The 22,775-nt window shown below is 70.6% G+C and carries 19 protein-coding genes and 1 pseudogene; 10 read left to right on the forward strand and 10 right to left on the reverse strand.

All coding sequences use genetic code 11. The annotated features are described in order from the left end of the window. Positions 1-20: 20 nt before the first annotated feature. The 7 genes from AQJ67_RS25680 to AQJ67_RS47795 form a co-directional block, all read right to left on the reverse strand. Entirely contained in the window at positions 21-635 is a 615-nt protein-coding gene (locus tag AQJ67_RS25680) for a DUF6031 family protein (protein WP_062721527.1), read from the reverse strand. Next, a complete protein-coding gene (locus AQJ67_RS48670) occupies positions 632-1,741 on the reverse strand; it encodes a DUF6001 family protein (RefSeq protein ID WP_244190593.1) in 1,110 nt (369 codons plus the stop codon). Before AQJ67_RS48670 ends, AQJ67_RS25680 begins: the two co-directional genes overlap by 4 nt. Positions 1,742-1,746: 5 nt before the next feature. Further along, positions 1,747-3,453, reverse strand: coding sequence for an alkaline phosphatase family protein (locus tag AQJ67_RS48675; RefSeq protein ID WP_062721530.1), 1,707 nt, complete (start codon positions 3,451-3,453; stop codon positions 1,747-1,749). After that, positions 3,450-4,232 (reverse strand): HAD-IIA family hydrolase, encoded by a 783-nt coding sequence (locus AQJ67_RS25695; RefSeq protein ID WP_062721532.1) that lies wholly within the window; start codon positions 4,230-4,232, stop codon positions 3,450-3,452. The genes AQJ67_RS48675 and AQJ67_RS25695 overlap by 4 nt, the downstream gene beginning before the upstream one ends. Beyond that, positions 4,232-5,467 carry a hypothetical protein gene (locus tag AQJ67_RS25700; RefSeq protein WP_062721534.1) on the reverse strand — a complete coding sequence of 412 codons (1,236 nt, stop codon included), beginning with the start codon at positions 5,465-5,467 and terminating at the stop codon, positions 4,232-4,234. The genes AQJ67_RS25695 and AQJ67_RS25700 overlap by 1 nt, the downstream gene beginning before the upstream one ends. A gap of 2 nt (positions 5,468-5,469) precedes the next feature. Next, complete coding sequence (locus tag AQJ67_RS25705) at positions 5,470-7,977, reverse strand: dCTP deaminase domain-containing protein (protein ID WP_062721536.1); 2,508 nt, start codon at positions 7,975-7,977, stop codon at positions 5,470-5,472. A 240-nt stretch (positions 7,978-8,217) separates the two neighbouring features. Continuing rightward, entirely contained in the window at positions 8,218-8,355 is a 138-nt protein-coding gene (locus AQJ67_RS47795; RefSeq protein ID WP_159058826.1) for a hypothetical protein, read from the reverse strand. A gap of 258 nt (positions 8,356-8,613) precedes the next feature. Between AQJ67_RS47795 and AQJ67_RS25710 the strand changes: the two genes are divergently transcribed. After that, the gene (locus AQJ67_RS25710) at positions 8,614-9,537 is read left to right on the forward strand and encodes a LuxR C-terminal-related transcriptional regulator (RefSeq protein ID WP_244190594.1); all 924 of its coding nucleotides are present in this window, start codon (positions 8,614-8,616) and stop codon (positions 9,535-9,537) included. A gap of 92 nt (positions 9,538-9,629) precedes the next feature. Further along, positions 9,630-10,802, forward strand: coding sequence for a serine hydrolase domain-containing protein (locus tag AQJ67_RS25715; RefSeq protein WP_062721538.1), 1,173 nt, complete (start codon positions 9,630-9,632; stop codon positions 10,800-10,802). 57 nt (positions 10,803-10,859) lie between these two features. On the opposite strand, the gene AQJ67_RS25720 is transcribed toward AQJ67_RS25715, so the two are convergent. The 3 genes from AQJ67_RS25720 to AQJ67_RS25730 form a co-directional block, all read right to left on the reverse strand. After that, a complete protein-coding gene (locus AQJ67_RS25720) occupies positions 10,860-11,654 on the reverse strand; it encodes a polysaccharide deacetylase family protein (protein ID WP_062721539.1) in 795 nt (264 codons plus the stop codon). A 496-nt stretch (positions 11,655-12,150) separates the two neighbouring features. Further along, positions 12,151-12,681: a GNAT family N-acetyltransferase gene (locus tag AQJ67_RS25725; protein WP_062721540.1), complete on the reverse strand. Its 531-nt coding sequence runs from the start codon at positions 12,679-12,681 to the stop codon at positions 12,151-12,153. Then, positions 12,666-13,922: an NsdA family TPR-like regulatory protein gene (locus AQJ67_RS25730; protein WP_482258143.1), complete on the reverse strand. Its 1,257-nt coding sequence runs from the start codon at positions 13,920-13,922 to the stop codon at positions 12,666-12,668. Before AQJ67_RS25730 ends, AQJ67_RS25725 begins: the two co-directional genes overlap by 16 nt. Positions 13,923-14,245: 323 nt before the next feature. Here AQJ67_RS25730 and AQJ67_RS25735 point away from each other — a divergent pair. From AQJ67_RS25735 to AQJ67_RS25765, 8 genes and pseudogenes are all read left to right on the forward strand, one after another. Further along, positions 14,246-14,611 (forward strand): annotated as a pseudogene (locus tag AQJ67_RS25735) (ATP-binding protein); the annotation flags it as partial. Then, positions 14,608-14,781 (forward strand): hypothetical protein, encoded by a 174-nt coding sequence (locus AQJ67_RS47800; protein ID WP_159058827.1) that lies wholly within the window; start codon positions 14,608-14,610, stop codon positions 14,779-14,781. The pseudogene AQJ67_RS25735 and the gene AQJ67_RS47800, both read left to right, overlap by 4 nt. Positions 14,782-15,018: 237 nt before the next feature. Further along, a complete protein-coding gene (locus tag AQJ67_RS48340; protein ID WP_167366224.1) occupies positions 15,019-15,156 on the forward strand; it encodes a hypothetical protein in 138 nt (45 codons plus the stop codon). Positions 15,157-15,177: 21 nt separating this feature from the next. After that, positions 15,178-16,365, forward strand: a complete 1,188-nt coding sequence (locus AQJ67_RS25740; RefSeq protein WP_062721543.1) for a cupin domain-containing protein — start codon at positions 15,178-15,180, stop codon at positions 16,363-16,365. Then, entirely contained in the window at positions 16,362-17,261 is a 900-nt protein-coding gene (locus AQJ67_RS25745; RefSeq protein ID WP_062721545.1) for an aldo/keto reductase, read from the forward strand. Before AQJ67_RS25740 ends, AQJ67_RS25745 begins: the two co-directional genes overlap by 4 nt. Before the next feature lie 576 nt (positions 17,262-17,837). Next, positions 17,838-19,316: a site-specific integrase gene (locus AQJ67_RS25755; protein ID WP_159058828.1), complete on the forward strand. Its 1,479-nt coding sequence runs from the start codon at positions 17,838-17,840 to the stop codon at positions 19,314-19,316. Then, positions 19,313-21,124, forward strand: a complete 1,812-nt coding sequence (locus AQJ67_RS25760; protein ID WP_159058829.1) for a hypothetical protein — start codon at positions 19,313-19,315, stop codon at positions 21,122-21,124. The genes AQJ67_RS25755 and AQJ67_RS25760 overlap by 4 nt, the downstream gene beginning before the upstream one ends. Beyond that, positions 21,121-22,775 (forward strand): site-specific integrase (locus tag AQJ67_RS25765; RefSeq protein ID WP_159058830.1); only part of this gene is annotated, 1,655 nt, incomplete at its 3' end. The genes AQJ67_RS25760 and AQJ67_RS25765, both read left to right, overlap by 4 nt.

Here is a 22,775-nt window from a genome sequence, read left to right on the forward strand (position 1 = left end):
TCGTTTTCGTGGTGGCGGTTTCAGGCGGCCTTCATGAACGGGGCCAGGAATCCGATGTCGAGTCCGGCCGTGCGGGCGAGTTCCGCCCAGACCCGCAGGGTGCGCAGCATGTCCCGCTGCCCCTCGGCGACCAGCCGGTCGGGCAGCTCGCCGGGGAACGCTTCCAGCAGCCGCTCCCACAGCACATGGATCTCGTCCACCGCGCAGCTGTCGCCGCCGAACTCCTCGTGCAGTCCGAACACCCCGGCCAGCTCCGGGCCGGTGGCGTCGACGACCTCGCGCATCCCGTACTCGAGCGCCAGCGCCAGGCAGTGCGCGTCGTCCACGGCGACGCGGCCCGCCAGCCGCTGGTCGATGTCGAGCAGCTGCTCCAGGAACCGCAGCTTGGCGGCCTGCTGCATCTGCGGCTGCTCGGTGCCCCCTTCGAGGTCCTCGATGTAGGCCCGCCCCTCGGCCAGCATCAGCCAGGCGGCCTGCACCCAGACCTGCACGGCCTGCGGGCCCGCCATGACGTGCCCGGCCCGTACCGAGGGAAAGGCGGTCAGCTCGTTCGCGCCGCGCGAGGTGCGCGCCGCCCGGCCGCGGTCGTCGGTCATCTCCGCGTCGCCCCTGTCTGTCGTGGTGTACGTCGTCATCGCCCGGCCTCCTCGTCCAGGTAGCCGATCCGCAGCCGGGCCGCGCCCGCGCGCAGCGCCCGCAGCAGCGCGGCGGCGGCCGGCGCGTCGAGCGCGGACAGCTCGTCCAGCCGGGCCGGGGCGGCGGTGAGCGGCAGGTCGGACTCGGTGCCGACGCCCGGCAGCACTACTCCGCTGTCCTTGCCCACGAGGACGGCGGCGCCGGGCAGGAAGGCCCGTACGCGGCTGGTGAGTTCGACGCCCACGGTGACGGACCGGGCGGTCCCGGTGGCCTGTACGGCGTCCAGGGCCAGCTCCGTGAGCGGTGCCGCCAGCGGCTCGGCGGCCGCGGCGGGGTCGAGGAAGGTGTGGACCTCCTTGCGGAGGCGCTCCAGCCCGGCGGCCGCCGACTGGAGCCGCTCGTCGTGCCAGCCGCCCTCGGACATCAGCCGGGTCCAGCGCAACGCGTACCACTTGCGGGTGGTGTACACGTCGCCGTGGTGCGAGAGCAGGCCGTCCATCAGGTGCAGCAGCACGTTGTACGCGTAGCCCACGCGTCCGCGTGTCTCGCCGGCGGCCTCGGCCAGCGTGGCGTGCGTGACCTGTTCGACCGCGGTCTGCAGGGCGGCCCGGCACCAGACGCGGCTGAGGGCGGGAAGCCACGGCAGGTAGGGCGCGGAGCCGTCCATCGCGATGCCGTTGACGATGCGCTCGGTCTGCTTGCGGCGGGGCTCGCGCTGCTTGTCCCAGGCGCGGAAGCCCGCCACGGTCTGCTCGGCCGGAAGAGCGGCGAGCCGGTTCAACTCGTCCAGGTTCGAGGCGAGTTCGGCCTCGCTGAACGACACGACCTCCAGGTGGTGGCCGTCCTCGAAGATCTTGGTCGAGATCCGCGGGCCGTCGATCTCGGCCTCCTGGATACGGATGAAGTCCAGGTCGCTGGTCGGGTTGGCCAGTCCGTGCACCGGAGAGCTGGTCAACAGCAGCAGGCCGGGGCCGACGCGTTCGCGCATCAGGTCGGACAGCCACCCGGGCTCCAGGCCGCGGCCGGAGAGGAAGGCCGTCACCTGGGCGTGGCGACGGGCGGTGAGCTCGTCGGGGGAGAGGAAATGGGGAAAGGCGGACGGCATGACCATCATCCTTCGTCGGTCGGTTCGAAAGGGCCGGAGTCGTACAGGCGCTCGGCGTCCGTGCCCAGGCCCAGCTGACCGAGGACCAGCGCGGCCGGCAGGGTGTTGTCGAGGACACCCGGCGCACGGCCGGGCCGGATGCCCGGTCCGATCGCGGCGTGAATCGCGTGCAGCCTGCTGTCCCCGGTGTTGACCACGTGGGCGCCGGTCTTGGCGACCCGCCGCACGACCGGTCCCTCGCCCACCAGTTGGGAGCTGGGCTGGTAGTCGTCGGCCAGGGCGACATAGGTCACCGCGGGGGCGGCCGGGGCGTCGGCCGTGGGGTCGGTGAGCGGCTCGCCGTCGCCGTCGAGGAAACCGGCCACCACGGGCCGGCCCGTCTCGGGGTCGGTGACCGCGCACAGGGCGGCCCGCGCCCGCGCCATCGCCTGCCGGGCCCGCACGGGATCGCCGGCCGTGCGCTCGCCGGGCCACAGGGAGCCGTTGTTCGCCGGGTGGTAGAAGACCTGGGAACCCGCCGGGTCCAGCTCCCCGGCGGCGTCGCGCACCGCGAGGCCGGCCCGCACCAACTGGTCGTTGAGATGCACCAGATGAGTGCTGCCGACCATGCCGTGGTCCGCGCCGAGCACCACGGTGTCCTCGGCGCCGGCCCGGTCCAGGACCCGGCCGAGAATCGCGTCCGACCAGCGGTAGCAGCGCCGCACGTACGACCACACCCGGGCGGCGAGGTCCGGGCGGTGGGCCGCGCTGCGCTCGTCGCACCAGCCGAGGAACTCATGGCCCACGTCGTCGGTCATCGGCAGGTAGACGACGACCAGGTCGGCGTCGTGGGTCTCCAGGACCGCGTCGGCCGCGGCACCGAAGGACTGGGCGACGCACTCCACCGAGGACAGGAAGACCTCCTCGGCCGAGCCGTCCCCGCCCTCGGCCAGCCGGGGCCCGAACGCCGCCCGGCGGTAGAGCGGCCCGACCCCCTCGCCGGCGAACGGCGGGCACTGCGCGAGCCGGTGCAGCGTCTTGGCGTTGCGCCCGGCGGTACGCGTCCGCCAGACCCCGGTGTGCACCAGGAGCAGCTGTCCGCCCGCCCGTACACAGCGCACCCACGTGCCGTGGCGCCGGTCGAGCTCGAAGGGCCGCCACCCCTGGTCCGGGTCCAGCAGCAGCGGCCGTTCGCCGCCGATGAGCCGTACCCGCTCGGTCCCGTCCGGGGCCCGTTCGACCAGGGCGTCGACGCGGTGGCCGCCGATGTCCCAGGGCTGTTCGCCGGGGCCGGGGTCCAGGACGCGCAGGGCGTGCCGGGTGAGCCGGTCGCTGTACGCCTCCACCGCGCCGTCGATGTGCGGCCCGACGTGGTCGTCGGCGCCGAAGACCCAGGGGGCGTGCACCAGCGCGCTGGTCAGGTCGTTCTCGGACATCGCCTCCCACACGGTGGGCATGGCGGGGAAGCCCGGCGAGAAGCCGCTGACATGGCTGGCGACGCCCTCCCCGGCTCCCGGCACGGTGAACCCGGTGACCCGGTGCTCGGCCGGCCAGGTGCCGGTGAACAGGGTCGCGAGGGACGGCGGGGTCTGGCAGTTGGGCCGGGCGGGCCGCGCCGCCGTGAACACGCCGCGCTCCCGCATCCGGCTGACGTTGGGCAGGGCGCCCTCGCGTTCCAGCCGGTCCACGACCCAGTGCGCCCCGGCGTCCCAGACCACCCAGTAGACGGTCATCCGACACCCCACTCCCGGATCAGCCCCGGCAGCCCGGCGACGGAGTCCAGCTCGTGCGAGGCCCGCCCGGTCAGCCCTTCGGCCTGCTGGTCGGCGTACTTGCCCGTGCGGACCTGTACGGTCCGCAGCCCCGCGGTACGGCCGCCGGCGATGTCGGTCGTCGCGTCGTCGCCGACCACCACGCACGCGGTGACGGGCACGTCCAGGGAGCGGGCCGCGAGTTCGAAGAAGTCGGTGGCGGGCTTGCCCAGCACCCGGGCCTCGGCGCCGGCGGCGTAGGTGACGGCGGCGACGACCGCACCGGTGTCCAGGTGGTCCCCGTCGGCCCGCTTGAAGTAGCGGCCCGTCTGCAGGGCGAGCAGCACCGCCCCGTCCCGCACCGCACGGAACGCGCCGTCGAGCGCGGCGTAGTCCAGGGTGTCCCGGCAGTCCCCGATCAGCACATGGCTGTACGGGGGCTCGTCCACCAGGGTCGGCAGCGCCGCGCGCAGCTCACGGGAGACCAGCGGATAGGTGCGGGCCCCGGCGGCGGTCAGCAGTTGGGCCGCCGCCACCACGGGCGTGAACAGCTCCTGCGCCGCCACCGCCAGGCCGTACCCGGCCAGTTCGCCCCGAATCTGTTCCGCCGTCCTGGAGTCGGTGTTGGTCAGAAAGCGCAGCCCCACGCCCAGTTCGCGCAGGGCCGCCACCGCCTCCACCGCGCCGTCGATCACCGCACCCCGGGCGTACAGGGTGCCTTCCAGGTCGAGCAGGACCGCCCGCACGGCGCCGCCCGTCATCAGCCGACCTTCCGGGCCAGCTCGGGCCGGGCCGCCACGGCGTCCTTGAGGAAGGTGCGCTTGGAGTAGAAGCCCCGCTGGTCGCTCAGCCCGCGCTCGCGCAGGAACGCCTCCAGCCAGCCGACGATCTCCTCCATCTCGGCCAGCACCTCGGCCTCGTCGGGCTCGACGGCGACCCGGCTGCGCAGGTACTCCAGCTCGCACTGGTTGAGCGTCACCTCGCGTGCCTCGACCAGGCTGCAGTGGTCGAAGAAGACGCCGTAGACATGACCGGTGCGCACCGACTCGAAGTTGATGTCGTAGCGGACCCTGCGGAACGACGGCAGCCGGACGGCCTCCACCTTCAGCTCCTCGCGGATGTACCGCTCGAAGCCGCCGTCGTCGGCCAGGTCGAGCCCGTAGGTGTGGCTCTCCCGGCGGTTGAAGGTGTCCTCGGCGTACCACTTGCGCTTGAGGAGGTGCTTGCCGTCGGTGGTGGGGATGAAGGAGGCGTAGCCGCGCTCGGCCTCGGTGGGGCCGGTGACCTCGAAGAGGTGGTTGAGGTAGTCCCAGGCCTGGTACTCGTCCCGGTACTCCATGACGTAGCCGGGCAGTTCGCCGTCCAGCAGGCTCCGGTACAGCTCGACCGTCAGCGTCCAGGAGTCCACGGGTGGGGTGAGCGTGTACTTGTACTCCAGCTCCTTGCCGCTGAAGCACTTGCGGTAGTACCGCTGGTGGTTGTTGAGGAAGAGGAACTGCTCCGCGTGCAGCCGGACCGCCTCCGGCAGCCAGCCCAGCTCCTCGACGCCGGCCGTGTCCACGGCCTCGGGCGTGATCCGGATGAAGCAGGCGTCCTCGGCCAGGAAGCGGATCTGGCTGTGCACATGGGCCCGGTCACCGTCCGCGGTGACGTAGAACAGCGGCACCAGCGGGCCGACGCCCTGACCGGTCACCTCGGTGACGGCCTCGCGCAGCGCCGGGCCGGGCAGCATGCCGGGGAAGAGCTCGTCGCCGGCCGCCTTCGCGGTGTGCCGGCGGGTCCCGTCGGCCGTGCGGACGGCGAGCTCCAGCGGTCCGAGCCGGTCCCAGCGCAGGACGACCGTGTTGCTCGGGAAGGCCTGCTCCACCGGGGAGTCGAGCTCGACGAGGACGACCGGGTCGGACCCGGCGAGCGGGGCCGTGCCGTTGAGGAGGTGCAGGCCGCCCAGGGCCAGCCAGGCCCGCCGTCCGGCAGGGGTGGGGGTGCTGTCGCTCACGGTCACTCTCCCTTGCGGCCGGTCGTCGCGACCGTGCCATCGCTGATCACTGCCTCGGCGCCGCTGATCCCGGCCGCCGTCACCGCGGGGACGCGGGCCTCGCGCAGCAGGATCGCCAGGTGGCCGAGCGCCGAGCCCTGGTCGAAGACGAATCCCGCGACGTGCTCCAGCAGCACGGAGAGCACCGCGTACGGCCGCGCCGCACTGATCACGGGCTTCTCGTCGTACGACTTGACCAGGTCGAGGATGCGGGCCAGGCCCTCGTGCTCGGTGACGTCCTGGGACTTGTCGATGCTCACGGCCGGGCCGATGGACAGGCGGCGCAGCAGCGCGTCGTCGTCCAGGCGCAGCAGCGGTCCCCGGGCGGTGCCGGGGGAGATGCAGACCTCTCCGTGGGCGACGGTGACGGTGTCGTCGCCGCCGAGCACCGAGTAGTCGACGAAGTACAGCGTGCCGCGGTCGAAGACCCACTCCAGGGTCACCGGCCCGTGCTTGGCGTGCATCGCCGCGGTGAAGCGGGCGAGTTCGTCGAGGTGCGGGCGCAGCACCTCGCCCCCGGCCGGGCAGGTCACGTTGGAGGCGTCGTCGTAGCCCGCCGTCACGTCCTTGACGACGATCGCCTCGCCGCCCGCGGTGCCGCGGTTCAGGGCCATCAGGCCCTCGTCGGTGTACTCGACGACGAGACCGGCCTCGCCCGCCTTCCGGGAGATCACCCCGAGCTCGCCGCGGATGAAGTCGCGCACCACCACCGTGTGCAGGTCGGTGCCGTCGGCGGACACGCCGGTGGTGACGGCGAGCTGGCGGGGCACCTCCTCCTTGGGCACCACGATCTGGCGCAGGGTGTCGCCGAAGTCGAGGACGCATTCGTCGGTGCCGCCGGCCAGCGTGTCGCGCAGGGCCCGGCCGCCCTCGTCGCCGTGCAGGCCAAGGCCGTTGAAGCGGATGACCCAGCCGGCGCCGGTGGACACTCCGTGCTCGTGGGCCAGCCGGTGCGCGGGACCGCGCTTGGCGGTGTAACCGCTGTAGACGGCGGCCACCGCACCGAGGTTGAAGTCGGCGGGGAGTTCGTCGACGTACAGCCGGTGCGCCTCGGTGACCGGTTCGGCGCTGGCGTGGAAGGCCTCGCGGGCCGCGGTGAGCGGGCGCACCTGGACGAGGTGGACCCCGTCGGCGTCGGCCGCCCACTCCACGTCCACGTCCTGTCCGCGGCTCGCACGCAGCCGCCGGGCCAGGTCCACGACCTGGACGAGGACCTCCTGTTCGGCCGCGTCCGGTGCCTCGGGTCCGGTGCCCGGCGCGGCCGACTCGGCACGCCGCGGCACGGCGACACCGGCGACCAGTTCGTCGGCGAGGCCCTCGACGTACTCGACGGAGACCCGGTCGCCGTCGCCGTCGAGCCCGGTGAACGCGACACCCGCGAGAGTCGGGCGGACGAGCCGCTGGACGATCACGGCGAGCCGGGGCGCGGGCGAGAAGTCACCGGCGCGGATACGGGCGGCGACGGCCGGGGCCTCGTAGTAGGAGCGCCAGCACTGCTCGACGGCGTCGACGACGGCGTCCACGCCGCTGACCCCGAGGACGGACTGGTGGATTCCGGCGAGGCTGGAGGCCTCGGTGTCCTCGTCCAGACCCGAGGAGCGCACGGCCAGTTCGGTCCTGTCCTCCCCGGCGTCCGGGAACATCTCGTGCAGCCGGGCGGCCAGCAGCTTGCGGGCCTGCTCGGGGACGCGGATCTCGGCGCCGATCTTCTGGATCTTGGCCACGGAGTCGGTGAAGAAGGCGCCGACGGTGGCCTTCAGGTCGCCGAAGGCGTCGGCGAGCGCGGCGTTCTGCTCGGCGGTGAGCGCGTCCGTGAACTCTCCCGCGGGCACGCAGAAGGCGGCCGGCACGGGGAAGTCATGGCTGGAGACGGCGAGTTGGGCGAACTTGGGGCCGACGTCGTGCGCGTCGAAGCTCGCCCCGAGCCCGGGGAACCGCTGGCGGGCGAACTGCTTGTCGAAGTCGACGTGGATGTCGCTGGAGCGGGGGCCGACGGACCCCTGGTACTTGCCGTCGTACAGGACGATCTCGCCCTGCGGACGCCACCACATCATCTGGCCGATGTTGATGCCGGGATACACCCGCACCCGGTTCATCGAGTAGAGCTGGAGCGTCCACTGTCCGGTGTAACCGATGTCGCCGAGGCTCGCGGAGAGGTTGATGAACAGACCCAGCCGGGCGACCGAGGAGCGGGCCGCGAACGTGGGCGCGTAGTGCTCGCTGCCCAGCACCTCGATGGTGTGGGCCAGATAGAGCCGTCCGGGCTCCAGCACATAGCCGTCGTCCGGGATCTCGACCTCTTCGAAGTCGTTGGTGCGCCGGGCGTCCAGCGGCATCTCCTGGTAGACCCGCAGGGTCTTGCCGAGACGGAAGTTGTAACTGTTGGGATTGACCTGCTCGGGCGTGAAGGGCTCGATGGTGATACGACCATTCGCCCGTTCGCGCGCGATCTCACTCCCGGTCAGAATCATGGGGTGACCTGTTCGCTCGTTCTCGTGAGAGAGATGTGAAGAGCCTCGGAGAGCCGTCCCCGCGAAGGGGCCTGGAAGGCCGCGGCCACGCGAGGGGCGGGCGGCGAGGGAGGCGGAGAGGCCTGGGTGACGACAGGACCTGAGGGGCGCGGCCGCGTGACGGGCGGCGCCGCAGGAACAGCTGTCGGAACTACCGAACTACCGGAACTACCGGGACTACCGGAACCAGCGGGGCCGGGGTCAGCCCCAGCCGGTGTCGAAGGTCGAGGCGCCGCCGGCCACGCTCACGGTGTCCGTGCTCGCGCTCGCGCCGCCGAGCACACCGAGCGCCGCGGCCAGGAGCCAGCCGGCGAGAACCGCCTTGCGCGCAATCTTCATGTCCCTGCCTTCATCTGAATGTTGGGCTTTGTTCACCGACCCACCACAGAAGCTCCTTTGCGTCGATGGGGGCTGGATGAATCACCATGCCAGGACTTGCAGGTACATGAGGGAGCAGAATGGATCATCAAGCTGCATGGCAGCTTGATGCCAGGTCTGTATATGGCGTTATAGGGGGACAAGTTGACCGATACGGACGGAAGTAGAGTGAACAGTACGGCCCTGCGGAGTGTGTATTCCTATGCACTGCAACGCGCCGTGGGGGAGACCATTTCAGCCAACTCCGTCAGCGGGGCGACCGGCCTGCCCGCCGAGCGCGTCGGCGCCGCCGTCCGGGAGCTGCTGGACCTGGGACTGCTGCGCAGCGGTCCCGCCGACGAACTGCGCGCGGTGGCACCGGAGGAGGCCGTGGCCTGTGTCGTCAGCCCGGTCGAGCGCGAGATCCGCTCCCGCCGCGCCTTCGCGGAGGAGACCAGGGCATCGATCATGTCCTTCCTCCCCGACTTCGAGGCGAGCCAGTTCGCCCGGGAGCGGGAGAGCAGGTTCGAAGTGGTGCCGGACCTCGACGAGGTCCGCGCGGTCATCGCCGACCTGACCGCGCGGGCCCGCGTCGAGATACTGACGGCCCAGCCGGGCGGCGCCCGTGAGGAGGACATCCTCAACGAGGCCGCGCCCCGGGACCGGGCGGCCCTCAACCGGGGCGTGAGGATGCGCGTCCTGTACCAGCACACGGCCAGGTTCAGCCCGGGCACCGCCGCCTACGTCGACCACATGTCGGAGCTGGGCGCGCAGGTGCGGACGCTGGACGACCACTTCAGCCGGCTGCTGGTCTTCGACGGGGAGACGGCGGTCATCTCCCTGCCCGGCAACCGGCTGGGCGCGGCCGTGGTCCGCGAGCCGAACGTGGTCGCGTTCATCGTGGAGACGTACGAGCGACTGTGGCTGGCGGCCGAGCCCTACGCGGTGGCCTTCGGCACCCGGGCCGAGGTAGCCGGAGACATCAAGCAGGCCATCGTCCGGCTGCTCGTCGAAGGCCTCACGGACGCCTCCATCGCCAACCGCCTGGGCATGTCGGTGCGCACCTGCCGCCGCCATATCGCGGACATCATGGAGGAGTTGGGCGCGCAGAGCCGCTTCCAGGCCGGCTATCTGCTCACGGTCCGCGCCCAGCAGGACGACTGACGGTGTTCGCCCTCAGGGGAGCGGGCGTGCCGGTGCGGCAGCCCGGGCAGAAACGATGCGCCACACAACGGAACCGACAAGGGGAGAAACGGTTGACCGACCACGGTGGGACTCACAGCGGCGCGACCGGCGACGGCGAGCCGACGGTGCGTGGACACGTCCACGCCGGATACGAAGGGGTGCGCGAGGTCTTCGCACGGCTGGCGCGGGAGCAGCCGCAGCCGACCGGGCAGCAACTGGCGGTGTACCGCCGCGGTGTGCGGGTGGTGGACCTCTGGGCCGGGCCCGTGGCCGACGGGGACACGCTGACCGGCGTGTTCTCGGTGAGCAAGGGCGCGGCGCACCTCGTCGTGGCGCTGCTCGTCCAGGACGGCGTCCTCGACCTGGACCGCCCGGTGGCCGCGTACTGGCCCGAGTTCGGCGCGGCCGGCAAGGACGAGGTGACGCTGCGCCAGCTGCTCGCCCACCAGGCCGGCGTGCCCGGCGCCGACGAGGTCTTCACCATCGAGGAACTGGCCGACGACCGCCTGCTCGCCGACCGGCTCGCCGCGCAGGCCCCCTACTGGAAGCCCGGCACGGCCTTCGGCTACCACGGGCTCGTCATCGCCGCCCTCACCGGCGAGGTCGTACGCCGCGCCACCGGACGGACCCTCCAGGACTGGTGGGAGCAGCGGGTGCGGCGGCCGCACGGCGTCGACTTCTATCTGGGCCTGCCCGAGGAACTGGAGCCCCGCTACCTGCCCGTGGAGCCCGCGGTCCCGGACCCGGACGAGATCGTGCCGGAGCCGCCGAGGCTGGTGTCCATAGCCTTCAGCACCCGGTACATGCCGGACCTGTCCGTCTTCCCGAACTTCCGGCGCACCCGGGCCCTCGGACAGGGCTCGGCCGGCGGGGTCGCCTCGGCCCGCGGCGCGGCCGGCGCCTACGCGGCGGTCATCGGCGGGCTGGACGACAGGCCGGCGCTGCTCACCGCGGACACCATGGCGACGTTCAGCGAGATCCACTCCACCGGCATCGACGCCGTGGGCGGCGTGGAGAGCCGGTTCGCGCTGGGCTTCCAGGTCTTCGACGACCGCTACCCCGCCCTCGGTCCGGACGCCTTCGGCCACGCCGGGGCGGCCGGCGCCGTCGCCTTCGCGAGCCCGAGCCTCGGCCTCGCGTACGGCTACGTCCGCAGCCGGTTCGCCCTCGGGGAGAGCGCGGACCGCGAGAACAGGCTGCTGATCGAAGAAGTGGTGAAGTCGGCGGCGGCGGACCAGGAGTAGGGCGCACGGGTGCGGGGCCGGGCCGGCGGTGGACCGGCCCGGCCCCGGCCCCGGGTGTCAGCGGACCGGGAAGCCGAACGCGTACCCCTGGTCCTTCAGCCACGGCAGGACCTCGCGCAGCGCGGCCACCGTCTGGGAGCGGTCGCCGCCCGCGTCGTGGAAGAGCAGGGTCGGGCCGTTGGAGATCTCGTTCTTGACGGTGGCGACCATGGCGGCCGTGCCGGGGAGTTCGAAGTCCTTGGAGTCGATGTTCCAGCCGAGCGGACGCATCCCGTGGGACGCGGCGAGGTGCCGGCTGTACGGCGTGAAGGCGCCTCCCGGGGCCCGGTAGTACAGCGGGCGGACACCGCCGGACGCCTCGGTGATCATGCGTTCGGCGTCCAGGATCTGCTGGGACTGGTAGGCCTCCGACTTGCGGTCCATGGTGACGTCGTGCGAGACCGTGTGGTCGCAGAGCCGGTGTCCGGCCGCCACCACCGTCTTGACCAGGTCGGGGTGGGCCTGGGCCTGCGTGCCCACCATGCAGAACGTCGCCTTCACCCCGTTCTCCCGCAACACCTCAAGCACCTGGGGCGTCCACACGGGGTCCGGTCCGTCGTCGATGGTGATGTTGACGCTGCGGGCGCCGCCGTCCGAGGCGTGCGCGATCTCCGCCGACACCGGCGTCGACGTCCGGCCCCGCGGCTGGGCGGGCGACGCGGCGGGCGGCGCCGACACGCCCGCCTGTGCGGGCCGTCCGTCGGGGGAGCCGACCTGCGCGTTCCAGAACGAGGTCATCGCGGCCACCGCGGTCACGCCGAGCGCCGCCGCGAGCACCTTGCCGTACCATCCCCGTCCGCCGCTTCGCACCATGTCCTCTGTCCCTCGCCGTCGCTGTGGCCCGTGCAAACGGCAAGAGGGGGGAAAGCGGCCGGGGGATCCGTCTGTTACCGACCACGCACAATCCGACCGGGCGGGACGGCCGTGACCTGCGGGGTCATCGACATGTCATCGGTTTGTGAACGGCCGTGGCCAGCATCGGATCCGTTCGTTGTCGGGCACGTCCACCACCCCAGGGGGATCACTCCAGGTCGAAGACCAGCAGGACGGTACGGGCCGTTCGCCGCGCTGCCGTGGCGGCGGCGCTCACGGCGGGGACCGTCGTCGCGTTCCCCTCCGCCGCGCAGGCGTCTTCGGGTCTTCAGGGTGCCCGCACGTGGCTGGCATACCTCCCCCCTGGCCACTTATGAGAACTACGGCGTTGGGCCGTCGCGATGACAGTTGACCCCACTGCAACGCGGCCCGCGCCCGCGACGTGGTGGCCTGGTCGGGGCTGGTCAGAAGTTGCCGCGGCTGTGGTGCGTCCAGGTCATTTCATGTTGCGGAGCATGACCGCGTACAGCGGGGAGTCGGGGAACGGCTGATTCTCGCCGACCTTTCGGTATCCCCATCCCTCGTACATCGCTTGGAGCTTGGGCCGCTTGGTGTCGACGGTGAGCACGGCCATCGACTCTGGCCGGTCGGCGAGCAGAGTGGCGTGCATCTGTTCGCCCAAGCCCTGCTTGCGCCACTTCGGCCGCAGCATCAGTTCCGAGATGGCGAAGGTGGAGGTGTTCGTCGGCGTGGGGTCGAGGTGGTCACGCCACCATTCCCGGCCCGGCTCGGACGGTGAGCCGTAGGTGAAGCCGACCGCTTCCCCGCCCGCGTACGCGATCACGCACGCGAACCCCTCACGTCCCCCCCAGTGGTCCACGAACCAGGGGAACCGCTGTACGAACTCCTCGTGGATGCGGTCGGCGTAGGCGTCGGCGTGCACGTCCAAGAGCGTCTGTCGGATATCAGGGAGATCGGCATGGGCGAAGTGGCGGAAGTCGACTGCCGGGGTCACACGGTGCTCCATTCGGATCGGTATCGGTCGCCCCACTCTCGCGCAACGTGAGCCGAGGGCGCGAGGGTGAGCAGATCGCGATAGAAGTCCCCGAGCAGGACACGCAGGCGGCCGGGGAGCTGACTGCCGGTCATCAGCTCGAAGACGTCTTCCGTGGTGGTGCATGCCTGCTCGGCGTCGCCCTGGCGGAGCTGGGCCAGCGCGAGATGCACGGTGGCCATCGCGCGGTTGCGCCGGTACTCCTTCGGTAGGGCGGCCAGGGCCCGGTGTGAGGCGGCCTCAGCGTGTGCCGGTTCGCCGAGCTGTTCCCGGACGATCGCGGCCAGGGCGTGAAGCTCAGCAGTCCCGTAGAAGGCCACCCAGCCCGGCCTTGGGCGCAACTCGGCTTTGGCGAGAGCTTCTTCGGCGTATCCGAGAGACCGGATGGCCGCCTGCCTGTTCCTTTGTTCGGCGTGGCCGATGGCCGCGCGGGCGTGGGCGAGGGAGCCGAACAACGGGTCGCGGCGGGTGATGGCAGTTGCCTGGGCGGCCTGGGCTGCGGCGATGCCCTCGCCGGCGTCGCCGCGCTGGTGGGCGAGGATGGCGGTGGAGTTCCATACGCGCATCTGCGCCATGGGGTCCTGTGCCATTCCGGCGAGCCGTAGCGCCTCGTTCAGGTGGGTCTGTGCGCGGTCGAGTTGGCGGGCGTCGATGCAGGACCACGCCGCGGTGGTGGTGTAGTCGGCGGCGATGCTGAACAGCCGCTGCCGGATGGTCTGGGATGCGGCTTTGTCTTGTAGGCCGACGGCTTTGGCCGCGCCGGAGAGCGCGGCTTTCTCCAGCGCGGCATGGCCGCCCTTGCTCTGGTCGAGCGCGGTGAGAGTGTCCATGCCGCTGCGCAGGCGTATCACGTCGGAGGTGCCGATGGTGGGCCGGGCGGCGATGAGGAGGACCGCTGTGGCGGCGGTGCCCACGGTGGCGGTGCAGAAGTGGCGACGGAACACGTCGGGGTCCTCTGGGGGCGGTGGTGCGGGTGTACCAGGAGGGTAGAAGCCCAGGCACTCGGGAGTACATCCGAATACTGCTCCCAGCGCCTCGCGTTGGCGCTGGTGAGGCCATCGGGATTTTCGGGTTACCCAGTTCCTGACCGTGCGGTCTGTGACGGTGCCTTTGTGCCCGGCAGACCTCAGCTCGTCGTTCACCCGCTCGGCTAACACGCCTTGCTTGAGTCCGTGTTGTTCCATGTGGGCCTGCAACCGGAAATTTTTCGCCACCCACTCACCGTAGCCACTTGATCATGGAGCGTGCAGAGGATGGGGGGTTCCCGCTCTGGAAATTTCCGGTCACCGCGAGTAGCAACCGGCCCATTTTTCCTACCTCTTGACCACGCTTTGCCGTTGCACTGAATACGTGCCACCCCCGGGGCCCGTGCCCCGGGTGTGGCGGCTGGCAGTCCGGCCCTGCGTCCCCCCGTCGGGGCCGGTCTGTCCCACCGTCCCCTGACCAAGGCGTTGATCCATGACGAAGACGGCGGCCAGACCGTTCCAATGGGCACCCCGGCTACAGCGAGACCCATCCCCGCAACGAGGCGGCGGCTCCCCTGGCCCGCGACCTGGTCCGGACCGCGTGCATAACCTGGGGTCTCACGGAGGAGATGACCGACACTGCGGCTCTCGTGATCGTCGAACTCCTCTCCAACGCTGTCCGCCACGCCTGGGGCCCGTCGGTACGGATCACCGTCGACCGGCCCAGCGACAAGCGCGTGCGCCTGGCCGTCGTCGACCGGGCCCCCGACCGCCTCCCTCACCTGCACATCCCGCAGGACGAGGAGCAGAGCGGGCGCGGCCTGGTCCTGATCGAGGCCCTCAGCGAGAGGTGGGGTTATGACCGGCTAGGGCCCGCCGCCCGCCCGTGGGGCAAGAGCTGCTGGGCCGAACTCTCCGTGAAGCAGGGGGACCCGTGATCCTCGACGGCATCGACGAGGCGTTACAGGGGACCACCCGGGCGCAGCGTCGGCGCGAGCGCCGACGGCGAACCCGGATCGGCTGGCGGCAGGTGATCGCCCAAGTCCTATACGTCCTCGCGATCACCGCCTTCGTCCTCGCCCTGCTCTCCCACAGCGACGGTTGGTGATCTCCGACGGCCGGGCGGTGCGTGAGGCTCTCGCCCGGCCGCCGGTATCCAACTCAGTCCAGGGGCCTGCCCGGAGACGCCCCTGGTCACCAGGCCATCGGTCGCCCGCCCATCCCCTCTCCCTGGGGGCGGGCGGCCCCACAAAGCCCCCTGCCAGGGCCGCACACACACCGCGACCTCGGCAGGGTCACCCGAGGCGGGCGACCGGCCCGGCCTCGCAACACCTTGGAGGATGCAATGCCCGAGAACGGAATCCCGTCCACTGAGAACGAGGGCGGCCTGCTCGTCGCCGCCCGCCGGATCGCCGCGGCCCGTGGCCGCTTCGAACAGGAGTCAGACGGCGGTAGCACCGGCGTTTCCGACTCCAACGACTGACCGAAGGGGCCGCATCCCACGATGATTGACACCGCATCGTGGGCGGAGCGTCTGGGTGGGGTTGAATTCCTCACCCAGACGCTTTTCCGCTCACACAAGATCGTCCCCGGGGAAGCGGACGACGTCCGCGATCTGCTCACCTGGGACGCACTGAACCAACTTCTTGCCTCCCACCGAACCGCCCCCCCGCGCCTGCGCCTCTCCCAGGGCGGCGAACCCGTCCACCACCACCGGTATACGCAGCCGGAGACGACCCGTCGGGGTGTGGCATGGCGGCGTTTGCAGGCCGCTTCGTTGCACGACCGGCTCGCCGACGGCGCCTCCCTCGTCGTGGACGCCATCGACGAGATGCACCCCCCGATTGGTGCCGCCGCCGAATCCCTTGAACGCTTCCTGTGCACTGCCGTGCAGGTGAATGCCTATGCGTCGTGGACCGCCGAAGAGGGCTTCGGCACTCATTGGGACGATCATGACGTGGTCGTTGTCCAGCTGTACGGCGCGAAGCGGTGGCGACTGTACGGGCCGACCCGGCAGGCCCCCGCCTGGCGGGACACGGAGGCTCCGGCCGCTCCGGAGGGACCTCCTCTGGTGGACGCGGTCCTGGCAGCTGGTGATGTCCTCTATCTGCCCCGCGGCTGGTGGCACGCCGTATCCGCCGACCAGGGCACCCCGTCTCTGCATCTGACCTTCGGTCTCGGTACCCGTATCGGCGCCGACTTCCTGAACTGGGTTGTTGACCAGCTCCGTTCCCGGCTCTCCTACCGACTCGACGTGCCGCGCTTCGCCCCGGTAAAGGACCAGGCCGCCTACGTCGCCAAGCTCGGCAGGGAACTGTCGGCGCTGCTCGACGAGCCCGGCATCCTCGGCCAGTGGGCCCGCTCCATGGACACCACCCACCCCGGCCGCCACCGTCCTTCCCTGCCCTACGTCACCGACGTGCCGGCGAACCCGTTCGTCACGGTGCGGCTCACCTGCCCCCGCGCCCGACTCGCCGACGGCGAGGACGGCACGGTCACGCTCGCCGCCGCAGGAACAGCGTGGGACTTCGTCGCCCCCGTCCGCCCGCTCCTCGAACTCCTCGTGGCCGGTCAGCCGATCGACCTCGGAGACCTCGCCGAGTGCTCCACGCTGCCGCTGGAGGACGTCGCCGCCGTGGTGAGCGTGCTCGTCAAGGGACAGGCCGCCGCCGTCGTAGGCGCCGCGCTGTGAGCGCCGCCCTGGGGCTGGGTACCTACCGGGTGCGCGACGTCCCCAAGGCGGCGCACCTTGCCTGCGAGGCGGGCGCCGCGTGGATCGACACCGCCCCCAACTACCAAAACGGCCGCGCTCACCGGGAGCTGCCGCCCGTCATCGCCGACCACCCGGGGGTGAGGGTGTCGACGAAGACCGGGTTCATTTCCGGCCACCAGCGACAGGCGGCAGTCACGACAGGGGTTCTCCCGGCGCAGGCCGCCGCGACTGGCCACAGCCTCGCTCCGCGCTTCCTGCGCTGGCAGACCGCCCGATCCCTGGTGTATCTCAGCCGCGTCGACCTCGTGTTCGTCCACAACCCCGAACGAGTCGGAGACGACCGGGAAGCCGTCCACTCGGCGCTGCGTGAGGCTTTCACCGTTTTGGAGGACTTCGCACGCGGCGGACGGATCGGCGGTTACGGCGTCGCCACATGGTCGGGCTTCGACACCGGGGCCTTCACGGTGCCCGAACTCCTCGCCCTGGCCCGCGAAGCCGCCGGCGGCCCGGACCACCATCTCAGGGCCGTGCAACTCCCCGTCTCACTGGTCGCGGTACGGCCGATGACGCTTGCTCTTGACGGCCGCGGCCCGCTCGTCCAGGCCCGCGCCGCCGGACTGACCACGTTCGGCTCATCCCCCCTGCACGGCGGGGAACTCCCGGGCATGGTCACCCCGGAACTGGCGGACTTCATCCGGCCCGGGTCCTCCCCTGCAGGCGCCTGCCTGCTCGCCGCCGCCTCGTGCCCGAGCCTCGATGTGGTCCTCACCTCCGCCAGCACCGAAGCGCACTGGTTGGAGGCGCAAGGAGCGCTCGCCCTACCGTTGGACGCCCATCGACTGAGAGAGGTAACCGATGTCCTCGCCGCCGCCTGACGACGCCACACGGTCCCGGATGCGCGACGCCCACGCCCAAGGCGCGCGGGCACTCGACGCCGAGCCGTCCGGGCCGGAGGCGTGGGGCTGGGAGGGCCGCACCCTCGGCCGCCGCGCCGGGCACCTGTGGCTTCGGGTGCTGTCCATGTCCGAAGAGAAGGCGGGCGGCCGACTGTGGGAGGGCACGGCCACGGCCGCCGAGCAGATCCCGGCGGTCGTGCCGCGCCCCAAGCTGGTCGGCATCGGCACCTGGACGAACGACGGCCACGCCTACCGCGCCGAACTCACCGAGTACGTAACCCTCCCCGTACTCCAGGCAGGCGGCCCCGTCCTCGAACAGTCCCCGTACCTGCCTGACGCGTGGTGGGCGGCCCTGCGGCGCGCAGTCAACGAGATCGCCACCGTGCCCACCAACCGCCAGGCCGTACGGCAGCAGTGGATCGACCGCGGGTTTCCCGCCTTCCTCGGCATCCCGCCAGTCACCGCCGCCGACTGGACTACCGGACACGGTGACCTGCACTTCCGTATACATTCCGCGTGTTGTTGCAGGTCGTGTTGCACGCGTAAGGCGGAAGTGTGGCGGGCGAGTGGAGTCTGTTTTGGGCCGATGGTGCGATACCGAAGGACGCCGGTTGGCCGGAGCTTGAGGGCTGGGACGATCTGGAGACGTGGGAACGACGGCTGCGGATTCGGGAGCGTCAGCCGATCCTTGTCGACCCGAACTTCCGGGTCGATCCGAGGCTGAGCGAGTTCTTCCGCAAGTCCCAATTCAGGCGGCTGGAGTTCGGCTCGCAGGAGTCGTACGTCCGTGACTACCGATTGCTGTTCTCGTACTTGTGGCTGGAGGGCCGCTACTGGGACGAGGCGACGCCCGATGACCTGGAGAACTGGGAGGAATGGCGCCTTCGCGGGGAGGGCAACCCCAGGCGGGTCGGTGGCGCGAAGTTCGGACGGGAGCTGACCGCCTTCCGGTTGCTCTACGACTGGGCGGCACGACGGGGCTACGTGACGGTGAGCCCAGTGCAGCTTCGAGAGGTCGTACTGCCGAATGGGCAGGTCACATCGACTCCGGAGCTGATGCCGAAGAACATCCGCAGCTCGAACGTGAAGTGGCTGACCCCACGGGCATTCCGACTATGGCGGGATGTCGGTCTTCGCGGCTACGGCGCCGACGGCCACCCCGATCGCAGCTGGCGCGGTCGCAATGATGGACGCGACGCGGCGTTCGCCGACGTCCTGTTCACGAGCGGACTGCGACGCCGTGAGGCCGGCACCTTGCTGACCATCGAACTTCCGGACATGGCGACGGTCCGCGCCTACTATCCGGGCCGGGGCGCCGCCGCAGTCGCCAAGACCTCGGACCGCTTCTTCTATGTGAGCCGTTCCGCGCTGATGGCGACGGAGCTCTACCGGGTGACGACGCGGGCGGAGGCCGTCCGCAAAGCCCAGGCCGCAGGCCGATATGACGCGCTGGAGAACTGCTGGATCGTTCAATCGGTCAACCGCGCGGGCAACATCGTCTGGATCGACGAGCATGGTGGACGGTTTGAGAGCTCGCTCAACGACCTCAACGACCGGCAGCGGATGAACCTCTACACGGAGGGCGAGGACGGACTGGAGCCGTTGGCGCTCTGGCTGACCGAGGCCGGGCTGCCGATGCGGTATCGCAGCTGGAGCAAGGTTTTCGAGCGGGCGAGCGAGCGATGTGAACGGCTGGGGCTCGGGGTGTTCTGCACGCCGCATATGTGCCGGCACTCGTTCGCGCTGCGGATGCTCGTGTCGCTCAACCTGGTCCTGGACCGCCGGCTGGGGCTGAGTCCTCAGGAGCGTCGTGAGTACGAGGAGCTCTACGGCAACGTCTGGTTGCTGGTCAGGGACCTGTTGGGACACAAGTCCGAGACAGTGACGCGGGAGATCTATCTGGAGCCGGTCCGCGGGCTGCAGTTGGACACCTTGCTCAGTGGCAGCGAAGAGGTGTCGGACAACGAGGAACTGCTCGCTCGGCTGGCGAAGTCGACCGGGCTGATCCTCGATGTTGCTGGGGCGGTTGCATGAGCGGGGGTTCCACGGGTCGGTCGGCAGCCCTGCCGCCGGCTGGATACCGGCGCCCGGATCGGGTCAGCGAGGCCGGCCTGGTGATCGCGGCGGCGTCCCAGGACGGTGAGGACCTGGGGATCTACGACTTCCGGTCCTGCGAGGGGCCGGACGAACTGCGGCGGGAGATCGCATGGGCCTTCGCTCAGGCGGCGCCGCCGGTCGGGGACTGGACCAGCGAGTCGAGCTGCCGCACCTACTTCAAGTTCGCCACCCATTTCCTGAGATTCGTACGGGAGAAATATCCCGACGTCGAGGCGGCTCGGCATGTCACGCCGGCGGTCTGGAAGGCGTGGATGCTGGCGGCCTCGGCTGGGGTGAGGTTGCGGCCGGTGCTGCTGAGGATTCCCGGGCTTCCGCAGGCCACACGGGAGGCGATGAGGACTCGCGGCACGCGGCAGAGGGCCACGGCGAAGGTCTCCTCTCATTCGACGGAGGAGTTCAGAGCGATCCGACAGGCGGCTCAGGCGAAGGTGAGAGTCGCGGAAATCCGCATCCGCGAGGGCCGGATACTGCTGGAGCGCTGGCGCGACGGCGAGTTCGAGCCGGGCACGGACGAGGATTTGTGGGGCCGGGCTCTGCACCATGTCTCCGAGACTGCGGACGCTCCGCGGAACGGAGATGCTGTTCGCGGCGCGATCAGCCGGCCGCTGCGGCGGCTGGTCGGCGGCTCGGGAGCCGGCCATCACTTCTGGCGGCGGCTGTTCCCGACGTTCGAAGAGATGGGAGCCGCGGCGATCCTGCTGTGCTGCCACGACGGCTGGAACTTCACGACGCTCGCGAGGATGGACGTTCCCGATCACCGTCCCAACGGTGAGACGGAGGACGAGGACGCGGTGATCCAGAGGGTGTCCACGCAGAAAGCGAGAAGGCCGCGGCGGCTACGGCACGGCAGCAACAACCTCGTCGACCTGGGAGAGGGCTCGGCGGGCCGCGCGATGCGGCAGGTGGTCTTCATCACCGAGCAGGCCCGGGCGACCCGGGCGGCACTGGGTCGGCCCACCGAGCGGCTGCTGATCGCCCGCCGGTTCACGCCGGTGGAGGGCGAACCCTTCGGGATGGGCGCCGGCAGCCTGGAACAGGCTGTCAAGGACTGGTCGAAGGCGGCCGCGATGCTGACCGCCGAGGGGACGCCTCTGTCGCTGTCGCCCCAGCGGATCCACCGGACGGTCCAGGTCCTCTACGGCGGGCCCCGGCACAACACGAGCCAGGTCAGCGACGACACCTACCGCCTACGGGACGCGCAGGTCCGCGACGGGGCGGCCACCGTGGTCGCCAAGGGCCTGCAGGCGGCCGTGGACGACGCCGTCGAGAAGGTCCGCATGCGGTTGGTCCGGCATACCGGGGAGAGCGAGGAACAGGCGGCCCGCCTTGCCGGACAGACCGGCATCGCGCTGGACACGGCGAAGCAGGTGATGGCCGGAGACCTCGATACGGCGGTGGGGTCCTGCACTGACTTCGAGCACAGCCCGTTCACCCCGCAGGGCCCGTGCTCGGTGTCGTTCCTGATGTGCTTCGCCTGTCCCAACGCGATCGCGACGGAACGGCACCTGCCGCGGATCCTCTATCTCCAGGCGGCGATCGACAGTCTTCGCTCGGTGGTGAGCGAGGCGGTCTGGGATGCCGACTGGTCAGCCCACCATGACCGGATCAGCGACCTGGTGAAGACCCATACCCGAGAAGACGAACGGCCTGCTCTACGGGCGAGGCTGACGGAGGCCGACCGAGGGCTGGTCGACCGGATGCTGGAGCGGAGGCTGGACGCATGATGAGGCACCCGATCCGCAGGGCCGCTGAGCAGGGCGGCGATGTGGTTCTCGTCGACCCGGCTCCGGGCACGCTGGCTTTCGCTCCGGAGCGGGCCAAGCCCGGCTTTCCCACCTCGGAGATTCCTCTCTTCTCGGCCATGCTCTGGCAGTTGGCGGGGATGCACCACAGAGAGTCGAACACCTCGGCAGTGATCAACTGGGGCGGGTTTCCGTTGCCGCTGCTGGCGTCGTTCAAGCGATGCGGCTGGGCTCTGCTGAACGTTCCGACTCCGGCGGTCCTGCTGAACCGGCCGTACTCGACGACACGGCCCCGCGTCAGCCCGGGCACGGCGAGGAACACCGTCGGCGCCTGGCTCCGGTTCGCCACATGGCTGTCCAAGCAGGGCATCACCAGTCTGGCGGAAGTTGATGCGGACGTGCTGTCCGAGTACGCCGACGATCTGCCGCAGCGGTCCTACAACACGACCTTCCAGCACCTGTTGGCGATCACGAGATTGTGGGCTTACGCACCGCACCTGCTGCCGCAGGACCGCATCCCGATGCCGCCCTGGGACGAGGAAGGGCTCGACGCCTACCTCGATCCGACCGAAGCCCCGTCGAGCGAGAACAAGACCGCCCCGATCCACCCGTCGGTGATGTCACCGCTGATCGTCTGGGCGATCCGGTTCGTGACCGAGTTCGCCCCGGACGTCCTGGCCGCCTTCCGTGAGGCCCGCCGCATCGAGGACGCGGTGCCCGGCAGGGCCCGGAAGGGCGGCCGGGAAACGGTGAGGGCCTACCTCGACCAGCTGCGAGAGACAGGCCGGCCGTTGCCCACCCTGAAGTCCAGGGTCAACCCCATGCTGACCGAGCGGCGGGCTGCCCGCGGTGAGGAGACGGCAGGGTGGAGACCGGTGCACAAGCGGTTCATCGCGGGCACCCTGGGCGTCGCCCAGCGACAGGTCGACAGCGTCATCCGCGACTGCCCCGAAGCCACCGCCGGCCTTGTCTTCGGGGACGGCGCCCCGCTGGAGACTTCGGTCACCGCTGAGATCAACGGAAAGCCCTGGCACAAGCCCGATTTCAACGAGGCCGATGCGATCGCGATCCACCTCAGTACAGCGGCTCTGGTCACGATCTCCTATTTGTCGGGAATGAGGCCCGAAGAAGTTCTCCATCTCGAGCGCGGCTGCCGTCGCGTCGACGAACCGGAAGCCGGCGGCGTGGTCCGCTACCGGCTCGTCGGCCGCCACTTCAAGGGAGTGAGGGACGAGGAGGGCAACCTCAAACCCGAAGGCGAGATCCGCGAGGAACCCTGGACCGTTTTGCACGTCGTCCACCAGGCTGTTGAGGTCTTGGAGGCCCTGGGAGAGGAGGAGTTGTTGTTCCCGCGGAGTTTCTCCGAGCAGCCCAAGCAGCGTGATCACCTCGGAGCGGCCATGACGCCCGAGATGGCCGCGAAGCGGATCCAGAAATTCGTACGCTGGGTCAACCGGCTGGCAGCCCGGCACGGGGCGGTGCACGAGATGATCCCCGCGGACCCCGCCGGACGCATCAGCATGAGGCGGTTCCGTAGAACGGTGGCCTGGTTCATCAACCGTCAGCCCGGGGGCCGCCTCGCGCTGGGCATTCAGTACGGCCATCTCCAGCTCACCATGGCAGACGGATACAG

Source organism: Streptomyces caeruleatus (assembly GCF_001514235.1).
Taxonomy (GTDB): Bacteria; Actinomycetota; Actinomycetes; order Streptomycetales; family Streptomycetaceae; genus Streptomyces; species Streptomyces caeruleatus.

Bases quoted from the DNA above. Each gene is read 5' to 3' on its own strand.
- AQJ67_RS25760 (WP_159058829.1), top strand. From the start codon at position 19,313: ATGAGCGGGGGTTCCACGGGTCGGTCGGCAGCCCTGCCGCCGGCTGGA.
- AQJ67_RS48670 (WP_244190593.1), bottom strand. From the start codon at position 1,741: ATGCCGTCCGCCTTTCCCCATTTCCTCTCCCCCGACGAGCTCACCGCC.
- AQJ67_RS47795 (WP_159058826.1), bottom strand. From the start codon at position 8,355: ATGAAGATTGCGCGCAAGGCGGTTCTCGCCGGCTGGCTCCTGGCCGCG.
- AQJ67_RS25695 (WP_062721532.1), bottom strand. From the start codon at position 4,232: ATGACGGGCGGCGCCGTGCGGGCGGTCCTGCTCGACCTGGAAGGCACC.
- AQJ67_RS25680 (WP_062721527.1), bottom strand. From the start codon at position 635: ATGACGACGTACACCACGACAGACAGGGGCGACGCGGAGATGACCGAC.
- AQJ67_RS48340 (WP_167366224.1), top strand. From the start codon at position 15,019: ATGCCCGAGAACGGAATCCCGTCCACTGAGAACGAGGGCGGCCTGCTC.
- AQJ67_RS48675 (WP_062721530.1), bottom strand. From the start codon at position 3,453: ATGACCGTCTACTGGGTGGTCTGGGACGCCGGGGCGCACTGGGTCGTG.
- AQJ67_RS25720 (WP_062721539.1), bottom strand. From the start codon at position 11,654: ATGGTGCGAAGCGGCGGACGGGGATGGTACGGCAAGGTGCTCGCGGCG.
- AQJ67_RS25725 (WP_062721540.1), bottom strand. From the start codon at position 12,681: ATGGAGCACCGTGTGACCCCGGCAGTCGACTTCCGCCACTTCGCCCAT.
- AQJ67_RS25705 (WP_062721536.1), bottom strand. From the start codon at position 7,977: ATGATTCTGACCGGGAGTGAGATCGCGCGCGAACGGGCGAATGGTCGT.
- AQJ67_RS25740 (WP_062721543.1), top strand. From the start codon at position 15,178: ATGATTGACACCGCATCGTGGGCGGAGCGTCTGGGTGGGGTTGAATTC.